The sequence below is a fragment of the Curtobacterium sp. MCLR17_045 genome (assembly GCF_003234405.1).
GTDB classification, from domain to species: Bacteria; Actinomycetota; Actinomycetes; order Actinomycetales; family Microbacteriaceae; genus Curtobacterium; species Curtobacterium flaccumfaciens.
Map to the genome: position 1 here is coordinate 52,947 of NZ_QKTB01000009.1, position 21,193 is coordinate 74,139.

General features: G+C 69.0%; 20 protein-coding genes. 16 read left to right on the forward strand and 4 right to left on the reverse strand.

Annotated elements, in window-relative coordinates:
• The first annotated feature begins 172 nt into the window (after positions 1 to 172).
• Positions 173 to 562: a hypothetical protein gene (locus tag DEJ05_RS17840; protein ID WP_146245052.1), complete on the forward strand. Its 390-nt coding sequence runs from the start codon at positions 173 to 175 to the stop codon at positions 560 to 562.
• Here the strand turns inward: DEJ05_RS17840 and DEJ05_RS08130 are convergent.
• Positions 495 to 992, reverse strand: coding sequence for a MarR family winged helix-turn-helix transcriptional regulator (locus DEJ05_RS08130; protein WP_258376117.1), 498 nt, complete (start codon positions 990 to 992; stop codon positions 495 to 497). The two genes, DEJ05_RS17840 and DEJ05_RS08130, sit on opposite strands and share 68 nt — an antisense overlap.
• 100 nt (positions 993 to 1,092) lie before the next feature.
• On the opposite strand from DEJ05_RS08130, the gene DEJ05_RS08135 reads away from it, so the two are divergent.
• The 5 genes from DEJ05_RS08135 (at position 1,093) to DEJ05_RS08155 (ending at position 6,320) form a co-directional block, all read left to right on the forward strand.
• Complete coding sequence (locus DEJ05_RS08135) at positions 1,093 to 2,091, forward strand: aldo/keto reductase (protein WP_111110187.1); 999 nt, start codon at positions 1,093 to 1,095, stop codon at positions 2,089 to 2,091.
• A gap of 73 nt (positions 2,092 to 2,164) precedes the next feature.
• Positions 2,165 to 3,022, forward strand: a complete 858-nt coding sequence (locus DEJ05_RS08140) for an aldo/keto reductase (protein ID WP_111110188.1) — start codon at positions 2,165 to 2,167, stop codon at positions 3,020 to 3,022.
• 767 nt (positions 3,023 to 3,789) lie between these two features.
• Positions 3,790 to 4,716: an NmrA family NAD(P)-binding protein gene (locus tag DEJ05_RS08145; protein WP_111110189.1), complete on the forward strand. Its 927-nt coding sequence runs from the start codon at positions 3,790 to 3,792 to the stop codon at positions 4,714 to 4,716.
• Positions 4,717 to 4,967: 251 nt separating this feature from the next.
• On the forward strand, positions 4,968 to 5,846 hold the full coding sequence (locus DEJ05_RS08150; RefSeq protein WP_309146947.1) for an aldo/keto reductase: 879 nt from the start codon (positions 4,968 to 4,970) through the stop codon (positions 5,844 to 5,846).
• Between the two features lie 204 nt (positions 5,847 to 6,050).
• Entirely contained in the window at positions 6,051 to 6,320 is a 270-nt protein-coding gene (locus tag DEJ05_RS08155) for a hypothetical protein (RefSeq protein ID WP_111110190.1), read from the forward strand.
• Positions 6,321 to 6,410: 90 nt separating this feature from the next.
• On the opposite strand, the gene DEJ05_RS08160 is transcribed toward DEJ05_RS08155, so the two are convergent.
• Positions 6,411 to 7,556, reverse strand: a complete 1,146-nt coding sequence (locus tag DEJ05_RS08160; RefSeq protein ID WP_111110191.1) for an NAD(P)/FAD-dependent oxidoreductase — start codon at positions 7,554 to 7,556, stop codon at positions 6,411 to 6,413.
• A gap of 132 nt (positions 7,557 to 7,688) precedes the next feature.
• On the opposite strand from DEJ05_RS08160, the gene DEJ05_RS08165 reads away from it, so the two are divergent.
• The gene (locus DEJ05_RS08165; protein WP_111110192.1) at positions 7,689 to 8,351 is read left to right on the forward strand and encodes an MBL fold metallo-hydrolase; all 663 of its coding nucleotides are present in this window, start codon (positions 7,689 to 7,691) and stop codon (positions 8,349 to 8,351) included.
• Positions 8,348 to 8,908: a MarR family winged helix-turn-helix transcriptional regulator gene (locus tag DEJ05_RS08170; RefSeq protein ID WP_220037011.1), complete on the forward strand. Its 561-nt coding sequence runs from the start codon at positions 8,348 to 8,350 to the stop codon at positions 8,906 to 8,908. The genes DEJ05_RS08165 and DEJ05_RS08170 overlap by 4 nt, the downstream gene beginning before the upstream one ends.
• A 171-nt stretch (positions 8,909 to 9,079) precedes the next feature.
• On the opposite strand, the gene DEJ05_RS08175 is transcribed toward DEJ05_RS08170, so the two are convergent.
• A complete protein-coding gene (locus tag DEJ05_RS08175; RefSeq protein WP_111110194.1) occupies positions 9,080 to 9,451 on the reverse strand; it encodes a hypothetical protein in 372 nt (123 codons plus the stop codon).
• A 182-nt stretch (positions 9,452 to 9,633) separates the two neighbouring features.
• Between DEJ05_RS08175 and msrA the strand changes: the two genes are divergently transcribed.
• Entirely contained in the window at positions 9,634 to 10,155 is a 522-nt protein-coding gene (gene msrA, locus DEJ05_RS08180) for a peptide-methionine (S)-S-oxide reductase MsrA (protein ID WP_111024046.1), read from the forward strand.
• An 18-nt stretch (positions 10,156 to 10,173) separates the two neighbouring features.
• Here the strand turns inward: msrA and DEJ05_RS08185 are convergent, their stop codons facing one another.
• Entirely contained in the window at positions 10,174 to 10,533 is a 360-nt protein-coding gene (locus DEJ05_RS08185; protein WP_111110195.1) for a UBP-type zinc finger domain-containing protein, read from the reverse strand.
• Positions 10,534 to 10,711: 178 nt separating this feature from the next.
• Between DEJ05_RS08185 and ppk2 the strand changes: the two genes are divergently transcribed.
• The 7 genes from ppk2 to DEJ05_RS08220 all read left to right on the forward strand — a co-directional run bounded on the left by ppk2 (position 10,712) and on the right by DEJ05_RS08220 (position 21,182).
• A complete protein-coding gene (ppk2, locus tag DEJ05_RS08190; protein ID WP_027467245.1) occupies positions 10,712 to 11,620 on the forward strand; it encodes a polyphosphate kinase 2 in 909 nt (302 codons plus the stop codon).
• A gap of 185 nt (positions 11,621 to 11,805) precedes the next feature.
• Positions 11,806 to 13,434 (forward strand): APC family permease, encoded by a 1,629-nt coding sequence (locus DEJ05_RS08195; protein ID WP_110863544.1) that lies wholly within the window; start codon positions 11,806 to 11,808, stop codon positions 13,432 to 13,434.
• Positions 13,435 to 13,449: 15 nt separating this feature from the next.
• Positions 13,450 to 14,289: an urea amidolyase associated protein UAAP1 gene (locus DEJ05_RS08200; protein ID WP_111032603.1), complete on the forward strand. Its 840-nt coding sequence runs from the start codon at positions 13,450 to 13,452 to the stop codon at positions 14,287 to 14,289.
• Entirely contained in the window at positions 14,289 to 14,993 is a 705-nt protein-coding gene (locus DEJ05_RS08205; protein WP_071404758.1) for an urea amidolyase associated protein UAAP2, read from the forward strand. Before DEJ05_RS08200 ends, DEJ05_RS08205 begins: the two co-directional genes overlap by 1 nt.
• A complete protein-coding gene (gene uca / locus DEJ05_RS08210) occupies positions 14,990 to 18,691 on the forward strand; it encodes an urea carboxylase (RefSeq protein WP_375334834.1) in 3,702 nt (1,233 codons plus the stop codon). The genes DEJ05_RS08205 and uca overlap by 4 nt, the downstream gene beginning before the upstream one ends.
• On the forward strand, positions 18,688 to 20,463 hold the full coding sequence (gene atzF, locus DEJ05_RS08215; RefSeq protein ID WP_258376118.1) for an allophanate hydrolase: 1,776 nt from the start codon (positions 18,688 to 18,690) through the stop codon (positions 20,461 to 20,463). Before uca ends, atzF begins: the two co-directional genes overlap by 4 nt.
• A gap of 26 nt (positions 20,464 to 20,489) precedes the next feature.
• On the forward strand, positions 20,490 to 21,182 hold the full coding sequence (locus DEJ05_RS08220) for a TetR/AcrR family transcriptional regulator (RefSeq protein ID WP_111110196.1): 693 nt from the start codon (positions 20,490 to 20,492) through the stop codon (positions 21,180 to 21,182).
• Positions 21,183 to 21,193 lie beyond the last annotated feature (11 nt).

Consider the following 21,193-nt stretch of genomic DNA (forward strand, 5'->3'; position numbering starts at 1 on the left):
GGCTTGGAGCGTTTGGCGCCCCTTCACGAGGCATCTTTGCGGGACAGGTGTACGGGAACACCCCCGGTCAGGCGGCAGTAGGCAACGGAAGGCGTCGAAGGTGACAACTGGGGAGTAGCTGTGATCCACCGGCTATCGGACAGCGTTTCGCCTCCTGTGCGATCCTGCGGGTATGCGCTACCGGCTCATGAATGAGTACAGCGTCGACTGGCCGCTGTGGCACGACGACGGCCTTTGCGACGCTGGCACGCCGTCGTTCTCGCCCCAACTTGAGCGCGAGATCCTCGAATGGGCTCGCGACTTCAACGAGAACTACGGCATCGAAACTGGCTGGCCGGCTGAGGCGGCCGCGCGCTCCCACGAACGCCAAGGACGTCGTCTGCTGCTGCTCGTCGAACGAGAGCTGCCGGAGGAAGACGACGTGGTGCTCGGCTACTGGGAGACCAACAAGCGCAAGGGGTTCCAGACCCCAGAGCGGTCCGGTCAGGCATCGGCTATCGAGACACCTGCTGGGTGCTGCTCTTCGACACTGACGAGAGTGCGTACGCCAGGTTCTCGTTGATGGCGCGGAGGTTCGAGATAGTGGCTGTCGCGTCCGTCATGCCGAGTCCAGTGGCTGTCCCGACCTGTGCGGTGAGGTTGCCCATCTCTTCTTCGAGCTCGTTCCCCTGAATTGTGAGTGCGACAGTGACGACTCGTTCGTCAGTGGTTGACCTTGTCCGAGTCAGTAGCCCGCGCGTCTCGAGGCGACGGACTAGGGGTGTTGTGGTGCCCGAGTCGAGCATGAGGCTCTTCGCAATCTCACCGACTGTCGCGCTCTTCTGGGCCCACAGCAGTTTCAGTACGAGGTACTGAGGGTAGGTGAGGTCCCACGGCGCCAGAAGTGTCGTGTAAAGCCGGTTCGTGGCCCGAGCTGCGGCGTACAGGTTGAAGCAGAGCATCTCGTCCAGGGGGTTCATCAGCTGCTCATTTTTGCCTGCGGTGTCGACCATGCGCCTATCCTCCCACCGCACTGACTTGTGCACAAGAGACTAGACATCCAGATACGTGCGTGCTTGACTCCTTGAGCACGAAGACTTTGAGGAGCAAGTAATGAGAACAACCACACTGGGCTCGACAGGCCCCACCGTGTCCATCGAAGGACTCGGCTGCATGGGCATGAGCCCGATCTACGGCGCCACGAACGATGACGACGGCATCGCCGTCATGCGCCGGGCCGTGGAGCTCGGAGTCACGTTCTTCGACACCGCCGAGATCTACGGTGCCGATCGCCACAACGAGCGACTCGTCGGCCGAGCCCTGGCCCCGTTCCGCGACGACGTCGTCATCGCCACGAAGGTAGGCTTCGCCACCGCCCCGGACCGCCAGGGCGACAACGACGGCACTCGCGTCGTCGACGGCCGTCCCGAGAGCGTCCTCACCGCCGCCGAAGGCTCGCTGCGGAGCCTGAACGTCGACTACATCGACGTCCTCTACCTGCACCGCATTGACCCCAGCGTCCCGATCGAGGACACCGTCGGAGCCCTCGCCGGCCTGGTCGAGGCGGGGAAGGTCGGCCACCTCGGCCTGTCTGAGGCTGCCCCGGACACGATCCGCCGAGCGCACGCCGTGCACCCGATCGCCGCTGTCCAGACCGAGTACTCGCTCTTCGAGCGCGGAGTCGAAGCGAACGGTGTCCTCGAGACCCTGACGGACCTCGGCATCGCACTCGTGCCGTACTCGCCGCTCGGGCGTGGCTTCCTCACCGGTCAGGTGAAGCTCGACGAGCTCGACGCCGACGACTTCCGCCACACCGATCCCCGTTTCCAGGGTGAGAACCTCGCGGCGAACCGCCGCATCATCGACGCCGTCGGCGAACTCGCTGCGACGAAGAACGTCCTCGCCTCGCAGCTCGCCCTGGCGTGGACCATCCAGAAGGGCGGCGTGCCGATCCCCGGCACCAAGCGGGTGAAGTACCTCGAGCAGAACACCGCTGCCGCGGACATCACCTTCACCGACGACGAACTCGCCGCCCTTGACGCCGCAGCTCCGGTCGGTGCCGCAGTCGGCGACCGGTACGCCGGCGGCGGCATGGACCTCCTCACTCAGTAGGCCCACCACCTACGTCCACCGGGTCTCGCGCTGCTAGCCCGGACATCAGCTCAGAACAAGAAACGACAACATCATGACCAAGAACACGTTCGCCCTCGGTGGCGACCTCACCATCAACCGCGTCGGCTTCGGCGCGATGCGCCTCACCGGCCCCGAGCAGTGGGGCATGCCCGCCGACCCGGAGGCTGCGAAGAACGTTGTCCGCCGAGCCGTCGAGCTCGGCGTCGACTTCATCGACACCGCCGATCAGTACGGCCCCTTCACCTCTGAGCAGATCGTCGCCGACGCCCTCGACCCCCGCAGCGAGAACGTCGTGGTGGCGACCAAGGGCGGCCTTGTGCGCTTTGGGCCCAACCCGCAGCTGAAGAACGACGCCACCCCGCAGCACCTCCGCGACGCCCTCGACGGCAGCCTCCGCCGCCTGAAGACCGACCGGATCGACCTGTACCAGCTGCACCGCATCGACCCCGAGATCCCCGTCGAGGTTACGTTCGAGTTCCTCCGCAGCGCCCAGGACGCCGGCAAGGTCCGCCACCTGGGCCTTTCCGAGGTCACCGTCGACGAGATCAAGAAGGCCCAGGAGTTCTTCAAGGTCACCTCCGTGCAGAACCGGTACAGCATCGGTGAGCGCGACGCCGAGCCCGTCCTCGAGTACTGCCAGGCCAACGGCATCGCGTTCATCCCGTGGTTCCCCATCGGAGGCGGCGACATGGGTGAGCACGACGCCCTGTCCGACGTCGCCGAGGCGCACTCGACCGGCATCCGCCAGGCCGCTCTCGCATGGCTGCTGCACCACGCGGAGAACATCCTGCTCATCCCCGGCACGTCCAGTGTCGGCCACCTCGAGCAGAACATGACCGCCGGCAACCTGCAGCTCACCGCGGACGAGATGACCGCCCTCGACGCGCTCAGCGCCGCCCAGAGCAAGTAACATCCCGCACCGGGACTGGCGGTGGTCGCGCTGACCAGCGCAGCCACCGCCGGACTCATTGCGGTCACTGCGCTCAGCGGTCTCCCACATCGCTCCAGAAGAATGCCGTGCCAGCCCAGCACCATCGGATGTCACTGATTCCCGACGCACTACAGCGGCGGGAGGGGCATGCGCTTCCGTCGATGACGGCGTCGTAGATTGATGTGGTTTCGCTTGGCGCGGGCATCTACGCGCTCGTCGGAGCGGAATGCCTCCCGCGCGTTTGGTGTCACCAATCGTGAAGGACTTCGGGGCCACCAAGTGACTTGCTGGGCAGTCGACCACTGTCACGGCCATCATCGGCGCGAGCGCCGGGCTTACCGCCTCCATGCTCTTCTCCCGGTTGAACAGGCGCTACCTGTTGATCGGGTTGTCGCTGTTGACAGTCGTATGGAACCTGCTCGTTGCAGTCGCTTGGAGCTATCCAGCTCTCCTACTTGACCCTGTCCTGCTCGTACTTACCATCTGTGGCTCATAGCCCCTTGCTGACTCCTTCACGGCGCACCTGCTTCCAGCGTCAAAGCTCGGCCTTGAGTTGACGAATGTCGACACCGGTGTTCCTTCGCAACGGTGGCAGCAATACCGCTTGGAACACTGCTCGGACGAATCTGGTGATGGCGTGTGGTCTTCACCCGAGTCACGGTTTCACGACGCGATTTCATCGGCCGGGCTTTCCTAACCCCCGTGGCGGCAAACGATCCACAACGCACGAAGAAAAGGACTAACACTTGGAGAACACCACCACGGAGACGTCGACGAAGCCCGTCGTGCTCGTCATCGGCACCACCGGCACAGTCGGACGGCACCTGCTCGCGGACTTCGACCGCCACCCCGGTGCCGTGCAGGTCCGCTGGGCGGCACGCCGATCCGAGCAGGTGGACGAGCTGCAGGCCGCGGGACGCGAGGCGGTGAGACTCGACCTCGACGACCCCAGCACGTTCGCTCACGCCCTGCACGGCGTGGACCGCGTCTTCCTCCTCACCGGCTACACCGTCGCCATGCTCACGCAGAGCAAAACCCTCGTCGACGCTGCGGTCAAGGCCGGCGTCAGTCATATGGTCCACCAGGGCGTGTTCGCCAACTGGGATACCACCGACCCGCACTTCGTCTGGCACCAGATGATCGAGCGCTACATCGAGGCCAGCGGCATCGCGTGGACGCACCTGCACCCCAACGTATTCATGGACGGCCTCGCGTCGATGATTTCCGACGGGAAGGGCTCGTTCTCCGTCTACTGGGGAGACCGTCGCGTCGGTTGGATCGCCGCGAAGGACATCGCCGCCGTCACCGCGACCGTCCTCCGACAGGGACCGGCCCGGCACGCGGGGAAGGACTACTGGCTCTCCACCGAGGTGGCCTCCGGCCCGGAGGCTGCGGCGGTCTTCTCCGACGCCGTCGGCCGCACGATCCGCTGCGACGTGCGGAGGCCTGAGGAGTTCAAAGCGTCCTTCCAGAGTCGCAGCACCCCGGTCGAGTCTTGGTACGCCGAGGGCGGCGTGGAGTTCACCCGACAGGTGCTGGATGGGCGGATGGGCTACATCGGCACCGTCCGCGACGACGTCGAGTTCGTCACCGGCCGCCCCTCGACGAGCCTGCGCCAGTGGGCGATTGAGAACCGCGATGCCATGCTCCGCAGTCTCCACTGGGGACGGTGACCGTTGACGGCTCGCGGTGAAAAGCAAGCTCCTGTCGAGCGACGATGCGAACCGGCTCGACCTGTGGGCCAACACTCGCCCGCGTAGGCCGTCCAAGATGCGGACTGGGCAGCCCGGGAAGAGTCACCCGGGATTCCTGATGAGCGCGAGGCATTTCATCGGCTCTCCATTGACAAACTCGCCGCCACCTAAGCGGCTATCTCTACTCAACAGTGCCGCCGAATAAGGAGCCTCAAATGATGATTGAATCAGTGACCTTGAACAACGGCGTTGTGATGCCCAGCATCGGAGTCGGCGTGCTCCAGAGTTCACCGGGAGACACTGTCGTCGCCGTCGACTCCGCGCTCCGCGCCGGATATCGTCTCGTCGATGCTGCCGCCGTCTGGATGAACGAGCGGCAGGTCGGCGAGGGGCTTCGCGCCTCGGGCGTCAGCCGCGACGAGGTGTTCATTGCGACCAAGGTCTTCGCCACCCAGTACGGCTACGAGAAGACCCTTCACGCGTTCGATGTGGCGACGCGGAAGCTCGGTGTAACCACCATCGACGTCTTCATGCTCCACCAGTCCGCACCATGGATGTTCGATCAGACCCTTGAGGCGTACCGGGCTCTTGAGACGCTGCTCGGCGATGGAAAGATCCGGGCGATTGGAGTGAGCAACTTCACCGGCGAGCACCTCGACCGCCTGCTGAACGAGCGCACCACCGTTCCCGCAGTGAACCAGATCGAATTTCACCCGTACTTCGTTCAGCACGAGATAATGGCGGCCAACGACGCCCTCGGGATCCACACGCAGGCCTGGTCTCCGCTCGGTGGGATCTTGTCCTTCGCTGGCTTCAGCGGCGCTGCGATTACCAGCCCTCTCCAGGACCCGGCAATTCTCGACATCGCTGCCGCGCACGACAGGACGGCAGCGCAAGTCATCCTTCGGTGGCACTTGCAGCGAGGGCGCAGCGTGATTCCGAAGTCAATCCGGTTGGACCGTCTCAACGAGAACCTCCGCGTCAACGACTTCAGCCTGACGCATGAGGAACTCGCCTTGGTCGACGCCCTCGACCGCGGTGCCCGTGGCGGCCCCGATCCGGACGTGGAGAACCCTCCCGAGCTCATGATTCCCATCCCCGAAGAATGAGCTGGAAGAGCAGTAGGAGTGCTGTCGCCGTTCACGACCGGCTGGAACTGAGGAACGCAAGACGATGAGCCTCCGCTGTACCCGATATTGGCGAGCGCTGTCGTGTCACCCACCACGCGAACGAGCACGGCAGAACCTGTCCTCGAGCACTGCTAGGCCAACGGCATCGCCTTCATCCCGCAATCCCCGATTGGTGATGGCGACATGGGCGAGCGCGACGCACTCCCCGACGTCGCCGAGGCGCACTCGCCCGGCATCCGCGAGATCGCCCTCGCGTGGCTGCTCATCCCCGCCACCGCCAGCGTCGGTCACCTTGAGCAGAACGAGACCGCCGGCGACCTGCAGCCCTCCGCGGACGAGATGAACGCCCTCAACGCCCCAAAGCAAGTAGGACCCCGCGACTTTGGCGATGGCCGCACCCCACGGTGCAGCCACCGCCTGAGTCGTTTCGCTGCCTCAGACCACGTCCGGTAGCCGATGATGCCCCCAGCCGGCGGTGATGTTGGCGCGCTACGGCGAATGGACCGTAAAGAAGTGACCCGGTCTCGTTCGGTTGACGAGGTGCTACTCGTGGTATTCGCGGCCGTAGGTCTTAGCGCCTTCCATCATGTTCCGGAGGGTGTCGGGTGCGTTGTAGCCGAAGGTGCGCTCGAAGGACTGGTAGCCCTCCTGGGAGGATTCGGTGCTGCGGGGCAGCATGCGTTCGGCGAATGTCTGGAACGCAGTGTCGATGTCCCCCGCGTTCTCGACGATGAGGGTGCCGAGTTCGGCGCCGTCGAAGAGGGCCCAGTTCGCTCCGTCACCGTCGGGCGGGGTCAGGTGCGCGGCGTCGCCGACGAGCATCACACCGGGCACGCGGTCCCACGTGTGGCCGAGGGGGAGGCCCCAGATGGGCCTGATCACGGGGTCGGTATCACCGGCGGTGATGAGAGCGACCAGTTCCGGAGCCCACCCCTCACCGAGCTGGTCTGCAATGAGGCGAAGGGCCTGCTGACGGTTCGTTGAGTCGAGTGTGTCTGCCCAGGCGAGGGGCTTCTTCATGACGACGTAGCTGTGGATGACGTCGCCGGCTTCGCGGTGCCCAAAGACGCCGCGACCTGGCTGCATCGCGAGCATCGCTCCGCGACCGACGAGCGCTGCACTGGCGGGGTGGCGTCCTTCGACGTCATGGAGGAATGTCTCTGCCCAGATGGTGCCGGTGTACTCAGGCGCGGCACCGTTGAGGTAGGTCCGGACGCGTGACCAGGCACCGTCTGCGCCGATGAGCACGTCCGCGTCGACGGAGTCGCCGTTGGCAAAGATGACTCGATGCGCCCCGGCGTCGGCGTGGACCGACGCGACCTTGTGACCCCAGTGGATGGTTCCCTCGGGTAGCGATTCAACGAGGATGCGCCGTAGCTCGCCCCGGAGCACCTCCGGGTTGGTCAGTTCGCCGTCGTCCGGGATCTCTCCGACGAGCTCACCGTCCGAACCGAGGAACCGCATCGCCTCGGCACCCATGTTGATGATCGACCGGAACTCGTCCATCAGCTGGCACTGTTCGAGGGCGATCTGCCCGTTGAAGTCGTGGATGTCGAGCTGACCACCCTGGCTCCGAGCGTTCAACGAGTCCTCACCCTCGTACATGACGACGGGGACTGCGTTGAGGTGAAGGACGCGTGCAAGCGTGAGCCCGGCGAGGCCGGCTCCGATGATGACGATTGGTTTCATGACTGGTTGGTCTCCCTTGTGTACTGGAGGACGCCCTGAGGCCACCTCGTTTATTTGCTGTTGCAAAATCATTATGCGACAAAATAGTGTTAGCGCAAGCAGCACTGCCAACAATCAACGCGAGGAGCACCCATGGCCACGAACGACGGGATGCGGATCATCAAGTACGAGCACGCTACGGTCCGGATCGAGCAGGGCGGCTACGTGGTCGTCATCGATCCCGGCATCGCCACACGAGCGGCATCGGTGGAGAGGGCAACAGCGATCCTCATCACTCACGCGCACGATGACCACTGGTCGCTGGATCTGCTCCGTGCGACGGATGCGCCGATCTATACGATCGCGGAGGTCGCCGCGCAGTGGGCGCATGACGGCGACCTCACCTCGCGGACGACCGTGGTCCACCCGGGGGAACGCTTCGAGGTTGGTCTTGCAGTCACGGCCGTCGGGGAGCGGCATGCGACGATCCATCCCAGCTGGCCGACCGGCGACAACACGGGATACCTCGTCGAGGGTGAGCGTCGGCTGTTCCACCCTGGGGATGCACTGACCCTTCCGGGTGCACCCATTGACGTGCTCTGTCTACCCATCAGCGGGCCGTGGTCGTCCCTTGGGGAGGTCATCGACTACGCACAGCGCGTTGACGCGTCAGTGAATCTCGCTGTGCACGAGATGCTCTCCAGTGCACCTGGGCTCTCCGCCACGGACTACGGCATCAGGAGAGCGCTCGGAGCGCACCGCTACGCCCGTCTCGACGATGCCACCGAGTTGCGTATGCCCCGGGCGGTCCGATGACGATCACCGGAACTGTTCTGCCGCTAAACTTTATCGTTTCCACGGGCCAGGAAGTGAGTGCAGCGATGAGTGAGGGCACCCTACAGCCGACGGACCGCGAGCAGATCATCGCGAGCTTCCTCGGGTTCAGCGCGGCGCAGAACGAACTCATGCGGCTTTTCGCCCGCAAGAACCACATGCACTCCACCGACGCGGCCGCCATCGTGCAGATCATCGAACATGAAGATCGTGGCCGACCCCTCACCCCCGCCCGCCTCGCCGAACGCATCGGCCTCTCACCTGGTGCCACATCGATCCTCCTCGCCAGACTCGAAACCGCGGGGTTCGTCGAGCGCACCCGTGAAGTCGCCGACCGACGCGTCGTGACCCTGCGCTCCACGAAAGCAATCAACGACGCGGCGGACGCCTACTTCCAACCCCTCGCCCGGCAACTCGACGATGCGCTCGGGGCCTGCACCCCCGACGAGATCGACGTGCTCAGCAGCGCCGCCACCCGCCTACAGTCCGTGCTCGAGGCGTACGTCCATGCGTCAGCACGCGAGAAGGAATCGAGCTAGCCATTCATCCCGGTCGTCCGGTGGCCGATCGGCTATCGGGCACCGAGACCAGCGCTCCTGTGTCCGTCGACGACGCCATCCACCTCGCAGTCGACCCTGTCTCGAAACCGATCTGGAGTGAACGGCATCAGGTCCTCGGGAGCGTGTGGCGGCGAGTTCGCTTGACGACGGTCATCGGATCGACAGATCGATCGCGACGACGCCGAGTACGAAGATCAGGACGATGACCACGAGGCCGATCGTGGGTATCAGCACCTGTCGCCGCACCGTGGGAGCACCGGACGCCCCGATGACCCAGGTCGTGATCGCGACGATGAACGCGACCAGCGGCACGAGGATCTGTGCGGTCTCCCCGACGGCGTACGAACACCGCATCGTCTCGTCGGAGCCACACGGGGTGTACTGCAGCTGCGCGGCGAGCATCCCCGGCAGCGAGCCGATCGCCGCGAACACCTCGAGGAACACGAGGAAACAGAACGCGAGTCCGAGCAGCCACCAACCACGTGGACGGCGCTGGACTTCGTCGATGGATGACCGCTTCATGTGAGCCCGACCGTACCGCAGGGGTGACACGGAGCACGGACTCGTAGGGTCGAGTCGTACCGACCGCACACCCGGGTGGGTCCGTGCCCCACAGCGGACCTGACGACGGGAACAGATCGTCCCTGTTGCCGGTTGCACCACACGGTGTCGCAGCCAGTGACACGAGAGCCCAGGAGGCCACCATGACCACCACCGAGACCGCCATCCTCGCCGGCGGATGCTTCTGGGGAGCGCAGCAGCTCCTCCGTCGTCGTCCCGGCATCGTCAGCACCCGCGTCGGCTACTCCGGCGGCGACGTGCCGAACGCGACGTACCGCAACCACGGCGACCACGCCGAGTCGGTCGAGATCGTCTTCGACCCGTCCCAGATCTCGTACCGGGACCTGCTGGAGTTCTTCTTCCAGATCCACGACCCGTCGACGAAGGACCGCCAGGGCAACGACATCGGTCGCAGCTACCGTTCGGCGATCTTCTACACCACGGACGAGCAGAAGCAGGTCGCCCTCGACACCATCGCGGACGTCGACGCGTCGGGCATCTGGCCCGGCAAGGTCGTCACCGAGGTCACCGCGGCCGGCCCGTTCTGGGAGGCCGAGGACGAGCACCAGGACTACCTCGAGAAGAACCCGCACGGCTACACCTGCCACTTCGTGCGTCCGGGCTGGAAGCTCCCGCACCGCGACGAGGCGACCGCGGCCGTCTGACCTGACGACCGCCGCGGATCAGCGCGATCCGCCGAGCAGTTCCAACCAGTCCCCGGGAAGGCGATCCGCCGGCCCGGGGACTGCCTGCGTCACGGGGTGGCTGGTGGGGGCGGCGAGCTCGAGCCCTTCGGAGCGGGTGTCGTCGCGGTAGTCCCAGGCCCAGGTCTCGCCAAGCTCGTAGCTCTGGATGACCGCGTGCCCGGTCTCCTCCCAGTGCCGCGTCGCGTGCGTGTTGAGGGAGTCGTCGCAGCAGCCGACGTGGCCGCACGCCGCGCAGCGGCGCAGGTGCACCCACCACGAGCCGGTCGCGTCGCACTCGACGCACCCGTCTCCGCTCGGTGCGATCTCGGGGTGGATCATCTCGGCCTGGTCCGTCATGGCCCCATCATGCCTGTGAAGGGCCACATGCGGTCGGGAGGCACGGGGCGGGCCCGCACCGCGCCTCCAGGCCGTCATCGGGTCGCGTCCAGGGCGAGGCGTGGGGCGGTCGTGCGGGTGGCCGGGCCAGGATGGCCCTTGGGGCCGACAGCCGATCGGCTCGCAGAGGGAGGACACCGTGGACACAGCGCCGTACTCGCAGCCGTTGCGGGAGTACATCGAACAGCTGCGGACCGAGGGGTACAGCGTCGCGGACGGTCAGACGGCCGACCCGGAGCTGATCGACCCGCACGGCAACCCGGTGCTCACCTGGCAGGACGACTACCCGTACTCGGAGCGCCTGCCGCGGGACGAGTACGAGTACCAGAAGTACCTGCTGCAGATCGAGCTGCTGAAGTGCCAGTACTGGCTCGAGGACACCGGCCAGAAGGTCGTGGTGCTCTTCGAGGGGCGTGACGCCGCGGGCAAGGGCGGCACGATCAAGCGGTTCACGGAGCACCTCAACCCCCGGACCTCGCGGGTCGTCGCGCTGAGCAAGCCGACCGAGCGCGAGCGCGGTGAGTGGTACTTCCAGCGGTACGTGCAGCACCTGCCGGCCGCCGGTGAGATGGTCCTGTTCGACCGCTCCTGGTACAACCGTGCCGGCGTCGAACGGGTGATGGGCTTCTGCAGCGACGACGAGTACGAGTCGTTCATGACCCAGGTGCCGCAGTTCGAGCGGATGCTCGTCGACTCCGGCATCCACCTGACGAAGTTCTGGTTCTCGGTGACCCGGCGCGAGCAGCGGACCCGGTTCGCGATGCGCCAGCTCGACCCGGTGCGGCGGTGGAAGCTGTCCGACATCGACCTGCTGTCACTCGACCGGTGGGAGGACTACACCGAGGCGAAGACGGCGATGTTCACCCGGACGAGCAAGCGCTACGCGCCGTGGACGATCGTGCGGTCGAACGACAAGAAGCGTGCGCGGCTCAACGCGATGCGGTACTTCCTGACGCAGTTCGACTACCCGGACAAGGCCGCCGACGTCATCGGCAAGCCGGACCCGCTCATCGTCCGCCGCGGCAAGCGGGACGTGGACGTCGAGTGACCCCCACGGGTGATCCCCCACCGGTGATCCCCCGCCGCTGATCCGCCCGCCGACTCGGAACGTTTACACGCCGGGGCCTGCCGTCACGCACTCGAAACAGACGGGCAACGGCGCCGACACAGGGCCGCAAGACACTTGTCGCACTACCTGTCACCCGACAGGTACTCCGCGAAAGGTCTGCAGTCATGCGTTCTCCGCAAGCACCGCTCCACGCACCGCGCGCCACGTCCGACGTCGACACCCAGGGGCTCGCCCGCCTCGGCTACGAGCAGGAACTCCACCGCGGGGTCGGCTCGTTCTCCTCCTTCGCGGCGGGCTTCTCCTTCGTCTCGATCCTCACCACGGTCTTCCAGCTGTTCGGACTCGGCTTCGGGCTGGGCGGTGCTGCGTTCTTCTGGGCGTGGCCGCTCGTCTTCGGCGGCCAGCTGCTCGTCGCGCTGAACTTCGCGCAGCTCGCGGCCCGCTGGCCGATCTCCGGCGCGATCTTCCAGTGGTCGAGCCGTCTGGCCGGAGCCCGGTTCGGGTGGTTCACCGGCTGGACGATGATCATCGGCCAGATCCTCACCGTCGCGGTGGCGGCCATCGCCGTGCAGGCCGTGCTCCCCGCGATCTGGGACGGGTTCCAGGTCGTCGGCGGTCCGGGCGCGGACCCGTCCGTCGCGTCGCCGACCGGTGCCGCGAACGCGGTGGTCCTCGGGCTGGTGATGCTCGCCGTGACGACGATCGTGAACATCACGAGCGTCCGGCTGATGGCCCGCGTGACGAGCTTCGGCGTGCTCATCGAGATCATCGGCGTGGTCGTGCTCATCGGCGCCCTGTTCCTCCTGCCGCACCGCAGCGCCTCCGTGGTGTTCACGACCGCCGGTTCGACGAGCACCGAGCCCTACGTGTGGGCGTTCCTCGCGTCCTCGCTGATGGCCGCGTACGTGATGGTCGGCTTCGACTCGGCCGGTGAGCTCGCGGAGGAGACCCACAACCCGCGCCGGACCACCCCGAAGACGATCGTCCGGGCGCTCACGGTCTCCGGCCTCGGCGGCGGGCTGCTCATCATCGGCGCCCTCGTCGCCGCCCCGAGCCTGACCGACGGCAAGCTCGCCACCCAGGGTCTCGCCTGGGTGATCACCTCGACCCTCGGCGACGTCTTCGGCCGGCTCCTGCTCTGCACCGTCGCCGTCGCCGTCTTCGCGTGCACCCTCGCCGTGCAGACCGCCGGAGCCCGGATGGTCTACTCGATGGCCCGCGAGAAGGCGCTGCCCTTCCACCGCACCCTCGCCCGGGTCTCGCCCCGCACCGGCACCCCGATCGCCGCGTCGATCGTCGTCGGGGTCGGCGCCGGGCTGGCCCTCGCCGTCAACATCGGGCAGTCCGCGATCTTCACCGCCCTGTCGAGCCTGTGCATCGCGATGCTCTACCTGGCCTACCTCGGGGTCACCGGGCCGCTGCTGGTCCAGCGGATCAAGCTCCGTCGTACCGGGCTGCCGACCGGGGTGGACGAGGACGGCAAGCCGCTGTTCACCCTCGGTCGCTGGGGCATCCCGCTGAACGCCCTGGCCGTGGCGTTCCAGATCGGCATGGCGATCAACCTCATCTGGCCCCGGCCGGAGATCTACGACCTGACCGGCACCTCGTGGTGGCTGCAGTACAGCGCCCTGCTGTTCATCGGCGGCGTGCTGCTCGTCGGCTGGGCGTGGTCGAGCTGGCGGCACCGCACGCACGGGCCGATCACCCTGGCCGAGGTGCCCACCACCGCGGCGGTGCCCGTCCCCGCAGCCGCGACTGCGGCGAGCCCGACCGCCGCCTCCGTCGAAGCCTGATCCGGAAGGAACCCCATGCGCGACCTCCACCAGACCGACAGCGTGCTCGCCTCCCGGTCCGACGCACGCGCCCAGGCCGGCTCGCAGTCCGAGTACATGCCGTACCTGCCGGCGTCGTCGTCACCGTTCGCCCCCGAGGGCGTCGACCCCGCTCAGCTCGTCTGGGCCGAGACGGTGGCGCCGGGCGGGTACACGCACAAGGTGCTGGCCCGCGGGTCACGGCTGCGGTTCGACGACCCGACGGGTCAGGCCTGCGCCAACGTCCTGGTGTTCAACGCGCTCGAACCGTGGGAGCGGCTCAACGTCGCCGACACCCAGAAGATCCCGTGGCAGGCGTACCTGGGCCAGGGTTCGCCGCTGCTGAGCGGGGACGGTCGGGCGCTGGCGACCGTGCTCGAGGACACCTCGGGGCACCACGACGCGTTCTGCGGCACCTCGACCGACGCCTGGAACGAGCGGAAGTACGGCGACGCGGCACCCGAGGGGCGCACCCCGAGTGGTCGGTCGCTGTTCGCGAAGGCCGCCGCCAAGCACGGGCTCACCAAGCGGGACCTGCCGCCGAGCATCTCGTTCTTCCAGGGCGTGCGGATCGACGCCGAGGGGGCGATGACCTTCACCGGTTCGGCCGGCGCGGGCACCCACGTCACGCTCGTCGCCGAGCTGCCGCTGCTCGTCCTGGTCGCGAACGTCGCGCACCCGATCGACCCGCGCCCGGACTACCTGGTCGGACCACTGCGGGTGCACGCCTGGCGCGGGGCCCCGACGACCGCGGCCGACGAGCGGTTCACCGCGACGCCGGAGCTCACCCGCGCCTACCTGAACTCGATCGACCACGCGGAAGCCCGAGGCCTGTGATGACCGACACGACGACCCACACCCCCACCTCCACCGTCCCGGTCGGAGCCGTCCACGACCCGGACGTCGCCCTCGACTGGAGCGAGTCCCTGGTGCCGGGCGCCGTGGTCCGCGACGACCGGGTCGCCCCGCTCGCACCGTGGTCCGCCGTGGTCCGCGCCGGCGAGGTGCTCACCATCGTCGACGTCGGCGGCAACCAGAGCGCCGACTGCCTGCTCTACGACGCCCACGACCCCGACGAGCGGTACAGCGTGCCGGACACCCTCGCCGCACAGGGCAACGCGTACGTCCGGACCGGCACCGTCCTGATGTCGAACGAGGGCCGCCCGCTGATGACCGTCGTCGCGAACGAGATCGACCGGCAGGACACCATCGGCGGCGCGTGCTCGAAGGAGTCGAACACCCTGCGGTACGGGCACCACACCCAGTACCAGCACGGCTGCCGCGAGAACTTCCTGGCCGAGGCCGGCCGCCACGGACTCGGTGCCCGCGACATCGTGTCGAACCTCAACTGGTTCATGAATGTGCCGGTCGAGGCCGACGGCGCCCTCGGGATCGTCGACGGCATGAGCGCCCCCGGCAAGCGGGTCGCGATCCGGGCCGAGCGGGACGTGCTCGTCGTCGTCTCGAACTGCCCGCAGATGAACAACCCCTGCAACGACTTCTCCTGCACACCGCTGCGCATGATCGTGGTCCAGCCGTGACCGCCGCGCCCGACCCCACCGGGACCGCCACCGTGAACCAGACCCCCGCCCTCAGCACCGACACCGTCCTCGTCGCGAACCGCGGTGAGATCGCCCGCCGCATCATCCGCTCCGCGAAGGCGCTCGGCATGCGCACCGTCGCCGTCTACTCGGACGCCGACCGCGCGGCACCCCACGTCCGCGAGGCCGACACCGCCGTCCGGCTCGGACCCGCACCCGCCCGCGACTCGTACCTGCGCATCGACGCGGTCGTGCAGGCCGCGAAGGACACCGGCGCCGGACTCGTGCACCCCGGCTACGGGTTCCTGTCCGAGAACACCGAGTTCGCCCAGGCCTGCGAGGACGCCGGCATCCGGTTCGTCGGGCCGACCGCCGACCAGATCGTCCGGTTCGGCGCGAAGCACACCGCCCGCGAGCTGGCCGCCGCCGCCGGGGTCCCGATGCTCGCCGGCACCGGGCTGCTCGCCAGCGTCGACGACGCCGTGGCCGAGGCCGAGCGCATCGGCCTGCCCGTCATGCTCAAGGCCACCGGGGGTGGCGGCGGGATCGGCATGCAGGCGTGCTCGACCCTCGACGAGGTCCGCGAGGCGTACACGAGCGTCGTCCGCCTGGCGACCGCGAACTTCGGGTCGGCCGGCATCTTCCTCGAGCGGCTCGTGCGGCCGGCACGGCACGTCGAGGTCCAGCTCTTCGGCGACGGCGAAGGCCGCGTCGCGGTGATCGGCGACCGCGACTGCTCCCTGCAGCGCCGCAACCAGAAGGTCATCGAGGAGGCCCCGGCACCGGCACTCCCCGAGCACGTCCGCGCCGAGCTGCACGCGTCCGCCCGCCGCCTCGCCGAGAGCGTCGGGTACCGCAGCGCCGGCACCGTCGAGTTCGTCTACGACCCGGTGCGCGAAGAGGCGTCGTTCCTCGAGGTGAACACCCGCCTGCAGGTCGAGCACCCGGTCACCGAGGAAGTGTTCGGCGTCGACCTCGTCGAGCTCATGCTCCGCCTGGCCCGCGACGGCGCCGACGGCATCGGCCCCGACGTGTTCGACCGCACCTGGACCCCGAACGGCCACGCCGTCGAGGCCCGCGTCTACGCCGAGGACCCGGCGAAGGGCTCGCTGCCCTCCAGTGGCCTCGTCACCCAGGCCGTGTTCCCGAGCGCGACCACCCCCTCCGGCGAGCGCACCGGCATCCGCGTCGACGGCTGGGTCGAGACCGGCTCCGAGGTGTCCGCGTTCTACGACCCGATGCTCGCCAAGGTGATCGCCACCGGGGAGACCCGCGACGACGCGCTCGACCTGCTGCGCGACGGGCTCGCGGCCACCCGCATCGACGGCATCGTCACGAACGCCGGGCTCCTCCGTGCACTGACCGACGACCTCGAGCTCCGCACCGCCACGCACTCCACCTCGACGCTCGACGCGACCGAGGACCCGGACCCGCGGATCGACGTCGTCGCCCCGGGCACCATGACGATGATCCAGGACCTGCCGGGCCGGGTCGGGTACTGGCAGGTGGGCGTCCCGCCGAGCGGCCCGTTCGACGCGGCGTCCTTCGCCGAGGCGAACCGCGCCGTGGGCAACCCGGACGGTGCCCCCGCGCTCGAGGTCACCGCCACCGGCCCGACGCTCCGGTTCTCGGCCGCCGCGGTGGTCGCGCTCACGGGTGCGCCGGCGCCGGTGACCCTCGACGGCGAACCCGTGGCGCTGTGGGAGCCGGTCGAGGTCGGCGCCGGGCAGACCCTGGTGATCGGCACGGCCCCCGGTCCGGGCCTCCGCACCTACCTGGCGGTCCGGGGCGGCTTCGACGTGCCGACGTACCTCGGCTCGACCGCGACCTTCACGCTCGGTGGCTTCGGCGGCCACGCTGGTCGGGCCCTGCTCGCCGGCGACGTCCTGCGCCCGGGCTCCCCGGACTCGGACGCCCCGCACCCGGCGTTCCCGGCGGGGACCCGTCTGGGCCTGGTGGGCGGTCCGACCCCGGCCGACCGCCGCACCGCGCTGACCGACGCGTGGGAGATCGCCGTCACCGAGGGGCCGCACGCCGCACCGGACTTCTTCACCCGCGCCGACCTCGACGTCTTCTACGCCACCGACTACGCCGTGCACCACAACTCGGCACGCACCGGCATCCGGCTCATCGGGCCGCGGCCGGAGTGGGCGCGGACCGACGGCGGCGAGGCCGGTCTGCACCCGTCGAACATCCACGACACCCCGTACGCCGTCGGTGCGATCGACTTCACCGGGGACACCCCGATCATCCTCGGACCGGACGGGCCGTCGCTCGGCGGCTTCGTCTGCCCCTCCGTGGTCGCCAGCGGCGACCTGTGGAAGCTGGGCCAGCTCCGACCGGGTGACACGGTCCGGTTCGTCCCCGTCCGCGAAGCCGACGCCGCCGCGCTCGACGCGCACCGGGCCTCCAGGACGGTGCCGCGCACCGGAGGCGACGGCGACGACGGCGTGATCGCCCGCCTGGACGCGACCGACGTGCGGCCGAGCGTCGCGTACCGACGCGATGGCGACGACAACGTGCTCGTCGAGTACGGCGACATGACCCTCGACATCGCGCTGCGGATGCGCGTGCACGCGCTCATGACGAAGCTGCAGGAGCACACGCCGAAGGGGATCCTCGACATCACGCCGGGCATCCGCTCCCTGCAGGTGCACACCGACGCGTCCGTGCTCAAGGCGCGCGACGTGGCGGGGCTGCTCCGCGAGCTCGAGGACGAGATCCCGCCGACCGACCAGCTCGTCGTGCCGTCGCGCACCGTCAAGCTGCCGCTGTCGTGGGACGACCCGGCCACCCGCCTGGCGATCGAGCGGTACATGAACGGCGTGCGGAACGACGCCCCGTGGACGCCGTGGAACATCGAGTTCATCCGACGCATCAACGGGCTCGAGAGCGTCGACGACGTCTTCCGCACCGTGTTCGACGCGAGCTACCTGGTGCTCGGCCTGGGCGACGTGTACCTCGGTGCCCCGGTCGCGACCCCGCTCGACCCCCGGCACCGCCTGGTCACGACGAAGTACAACCCGGCCCGCACCTGGACCGCCGAGAACTCCGTCGGCATCGGCGGCGCGTACCTGTGCATCTACGGCATGGAGGGTCCGGGCGGCTACCAGTTCGTCGGCCGCACCGTGCAGATCTGGAACCGGTTCCGCCGGGGCGGGCTGTTCCAGGAGAACCCTTGGGCGCTGCGGTTCTTCGACCGGATCGAGTGGTACCCGGTCGGTGCCGACGAGCTGCTCGAGCTGCGCGCGGAGACGGACGCCGGACGGGGCTCGTTCGAGACCGTCGAGGGCGAGTTCTCGATCGCGTCGTACAACCGGTTCCTGGCCGACAACGCCGGGTCCATCGCGGACTTCCGGGCGCAGCAGGCGCAGGCGTTCGGCGAGGAGAAGGAGCGGTGGCGGGCATCGGGCGAGTTCGACGTCCGTGACGAGCCGGCCGCCGTGGTGGCCGACGCCGTGACCGTGCCCGAGGGGTCGACCGCCGTGTACGCCCCCTTCACCTCGACCGTGTGGCAGGTGGACGTCCGCCCGGGTGACCGTGTGGACGAGGGGCAGAAGCTGCTGGCCGTGGAGGCGATGAAGATGGAGTCGATGGTGCACGCACCGGTGCCGGGCCACGTGCTCGAGGTGTACATCAAGCCGGGCGACCAGGTCGCGCCGGGCCAGGTCCTCGCCGCGATCGGAGCGGCAGCGTGAGCGGGATCGGCACGGCGAGCGCCGGCCCGACCGCCGCCACCGCGGCCGCCACGACGTCCGCCGCGGCCCGCGTCCGCGACGCCTTCGCCCGCATCGACGCCGTCGACCGCCCCGAGGTCTGGATCACCCTGCGCGACCGCACCGACGTGCTGGCCGAGGCCCTCGCCGTGGACCCGTCCCTGCCCCTGGCCGGCCTGCTGTTCGCCGTGAAGGACAACATCGACGTCGCCGGCCTGCCCACCACCGCAGCCGCCCGCTCCTACGCCCACGACCCCGCCGCCGACGCCACCGCCGTCGCCCGGCTCCGCGCCGCCGGAGCCGTCGTCGTCGGCAAGACGAACCTCGACCAGTTCGCCACCGGCCTGGTCGGCACCCGCTCACCGTTCGGCGCGGTCCGGAACGCCTGGGACCCGACGCGGATCTCCGGCGGCTCGTCGAGCGGTTCCGCCACGGCGGTCGCCCTGGGCATCGTCGACTTCGCGCTCGGCACCGACACCGCCGGGTCCGGCCGGGTGCCCGCCGCGCTCGGCAACCTGGTCGGGGTGAAACCGACGAAGGGGCTCGTGCCGAACACCGGGGTCGTCCCCGCCTGCCGGTCGCAGGACTGCGTCACGGTGTTCGCCCGGTCGCTCGACCTGGCGCGCACGGCGGCGGAGCTGATGGCCGGTCCGGACGGCGTCGACCCGCTCGCGCGGCCCGACCTCGCCCTCGCCGACCTGCCCGCCGTCCCGCGCATCGCGGTGCCGCTGCCGTCGCAGCTCGAGGGGCTCGCACCCGGCTGGGCCGAGGCGTTCACCGCGGCCGTCGACCGGTTCCGTGCGCTCGGACACCAGGTGGTCGAGGTCGACATCGCACCCCTGCTCGACGCCGCGTCGCTGCTCTACGACGGCGCGTTCGTCGCCGAACGGTACGCGGCCGTCGGCGCCCACATCGAGGCCCACCGCGACGAGGTCGGTGCCGACCTCGACCCGTCGGTCGCCGCGATCGTGCTCGGTGGTGCACGGCCGACCGCCGCGGAGCTCTTCGCCGACCAGGAACGACTCGACGCGTTCGGGGCAGCGGGTCGCGCAGCACTCGAGGGCACGACCGCCCTGCTCACCCCGACGACGACGTGGCACCCGACGCTCGAGCAGGTCGCGGCCGACCCGATCGGCGCGAACAGCCGGATGGGTCGGTACACGAACTTCGCGAACCTGCTCGACATGGCCTCGCTCGCGGTGCCCGCCGGCTTCGTCGACGGCCTGCCGTTCGGCGTCATGCTCACCGGCCCGGCGTTCAGCGACCGGCGCCTGGCGGCGTTGGCGTCCGCGTTCGCCGCCCCGACCGTCGACCTGCTGGTCGTCGGGGCGCACCTGCGCGGTCAGCCGCTGAACGGACAGCTGGTCGCGTCCGGCGGGTCGTTCGTCCGGGAGGCCCGCACCGCGTCCGACTACCGGCTGTACGCCCTCGACACGGTGCCGCCCAAGCCCGGGTTGGTCCGCGTGGGTCCGGTCGCGTCCGGCGCCGCCGCGCCGGGCTCCGGCTCCGGCTCGGGCTCGGGCTCGGGCTCGGGCTCGGGCTCGGGCTCGGGCATCGTAGGGGAGGTCTGGCGCCTGCCCGCCGCTGGCTTCGGCACCTTCGTCGCGGCCCTGCCGGCACCGATGGCGATCGGCACCGTGGCGCTCGACGACGGCACCGAGGTCACCGGGTTCCTGGTCGAGCCGTTCGCGGTCGAGGGCGCCGAGGACATCACCCACCACGGCGGCTGGCGCGCGTACCGGGAGCAGTCGTGACGGACACCGGCTGTCAGGATGGGGGCATGACCCCCGACGACCGGCCCGTGCGCCCCGGCCGACCGCGGGTCGTGCCGAACGCCGACTCCGCGCTGAGCCCGCGCGACCAGATCCTCGACGCCGCCGCCGCGCTGTTCGTCGAGAACGGCATCAGCGCGACCTCGACCCGGGCGATCGCCGAACGGGTCGGGATCCGGCAGGCCTCGCTGTACTACCACTTCGCCGGCAAGGACGACATGCTCGTCGAGCTGCTCACGACCTCGGTGCGCCCGAGCCTCGAGCTGGTCCGCGGCCTCGAGCAGTTCGTGCCGGAGTCGGCCTCGGCAGCCGGGGCCCTCGCCGCGCTGGTCGTCGCCGACGTGGACACCCTCGCCCGCACGCCGCACAACATCGGCACGCTGTACCTGCTGCCCGAGGTGCAGGGCGAGCGCTACGACGGGTTCCGGGCCGAGCGCGTCGAACTGCAGGAGGCCTACGGGCGCCTCGGCTCGCGCGCTGCCAGCCTGGAGGTCGCCGCCGGTGTCTCGCCGTCGCGCCTCGGTGCGGTGCTCATCCAGATCACCGAGACCGTCATCCAGCTCCGCCGGTCCGGCCCCGTGCAGGACGCCGACCGCGACGCCCTCGTGGCGACCTGCCTGCGCGCCTGCGGCCTCGACACCGCCGCCGTGGCCGAGGCCCGACGCGACGCCGAATCCCTGCTGGCCGCCGTCGCGGTCTGACCCTCCCTCTC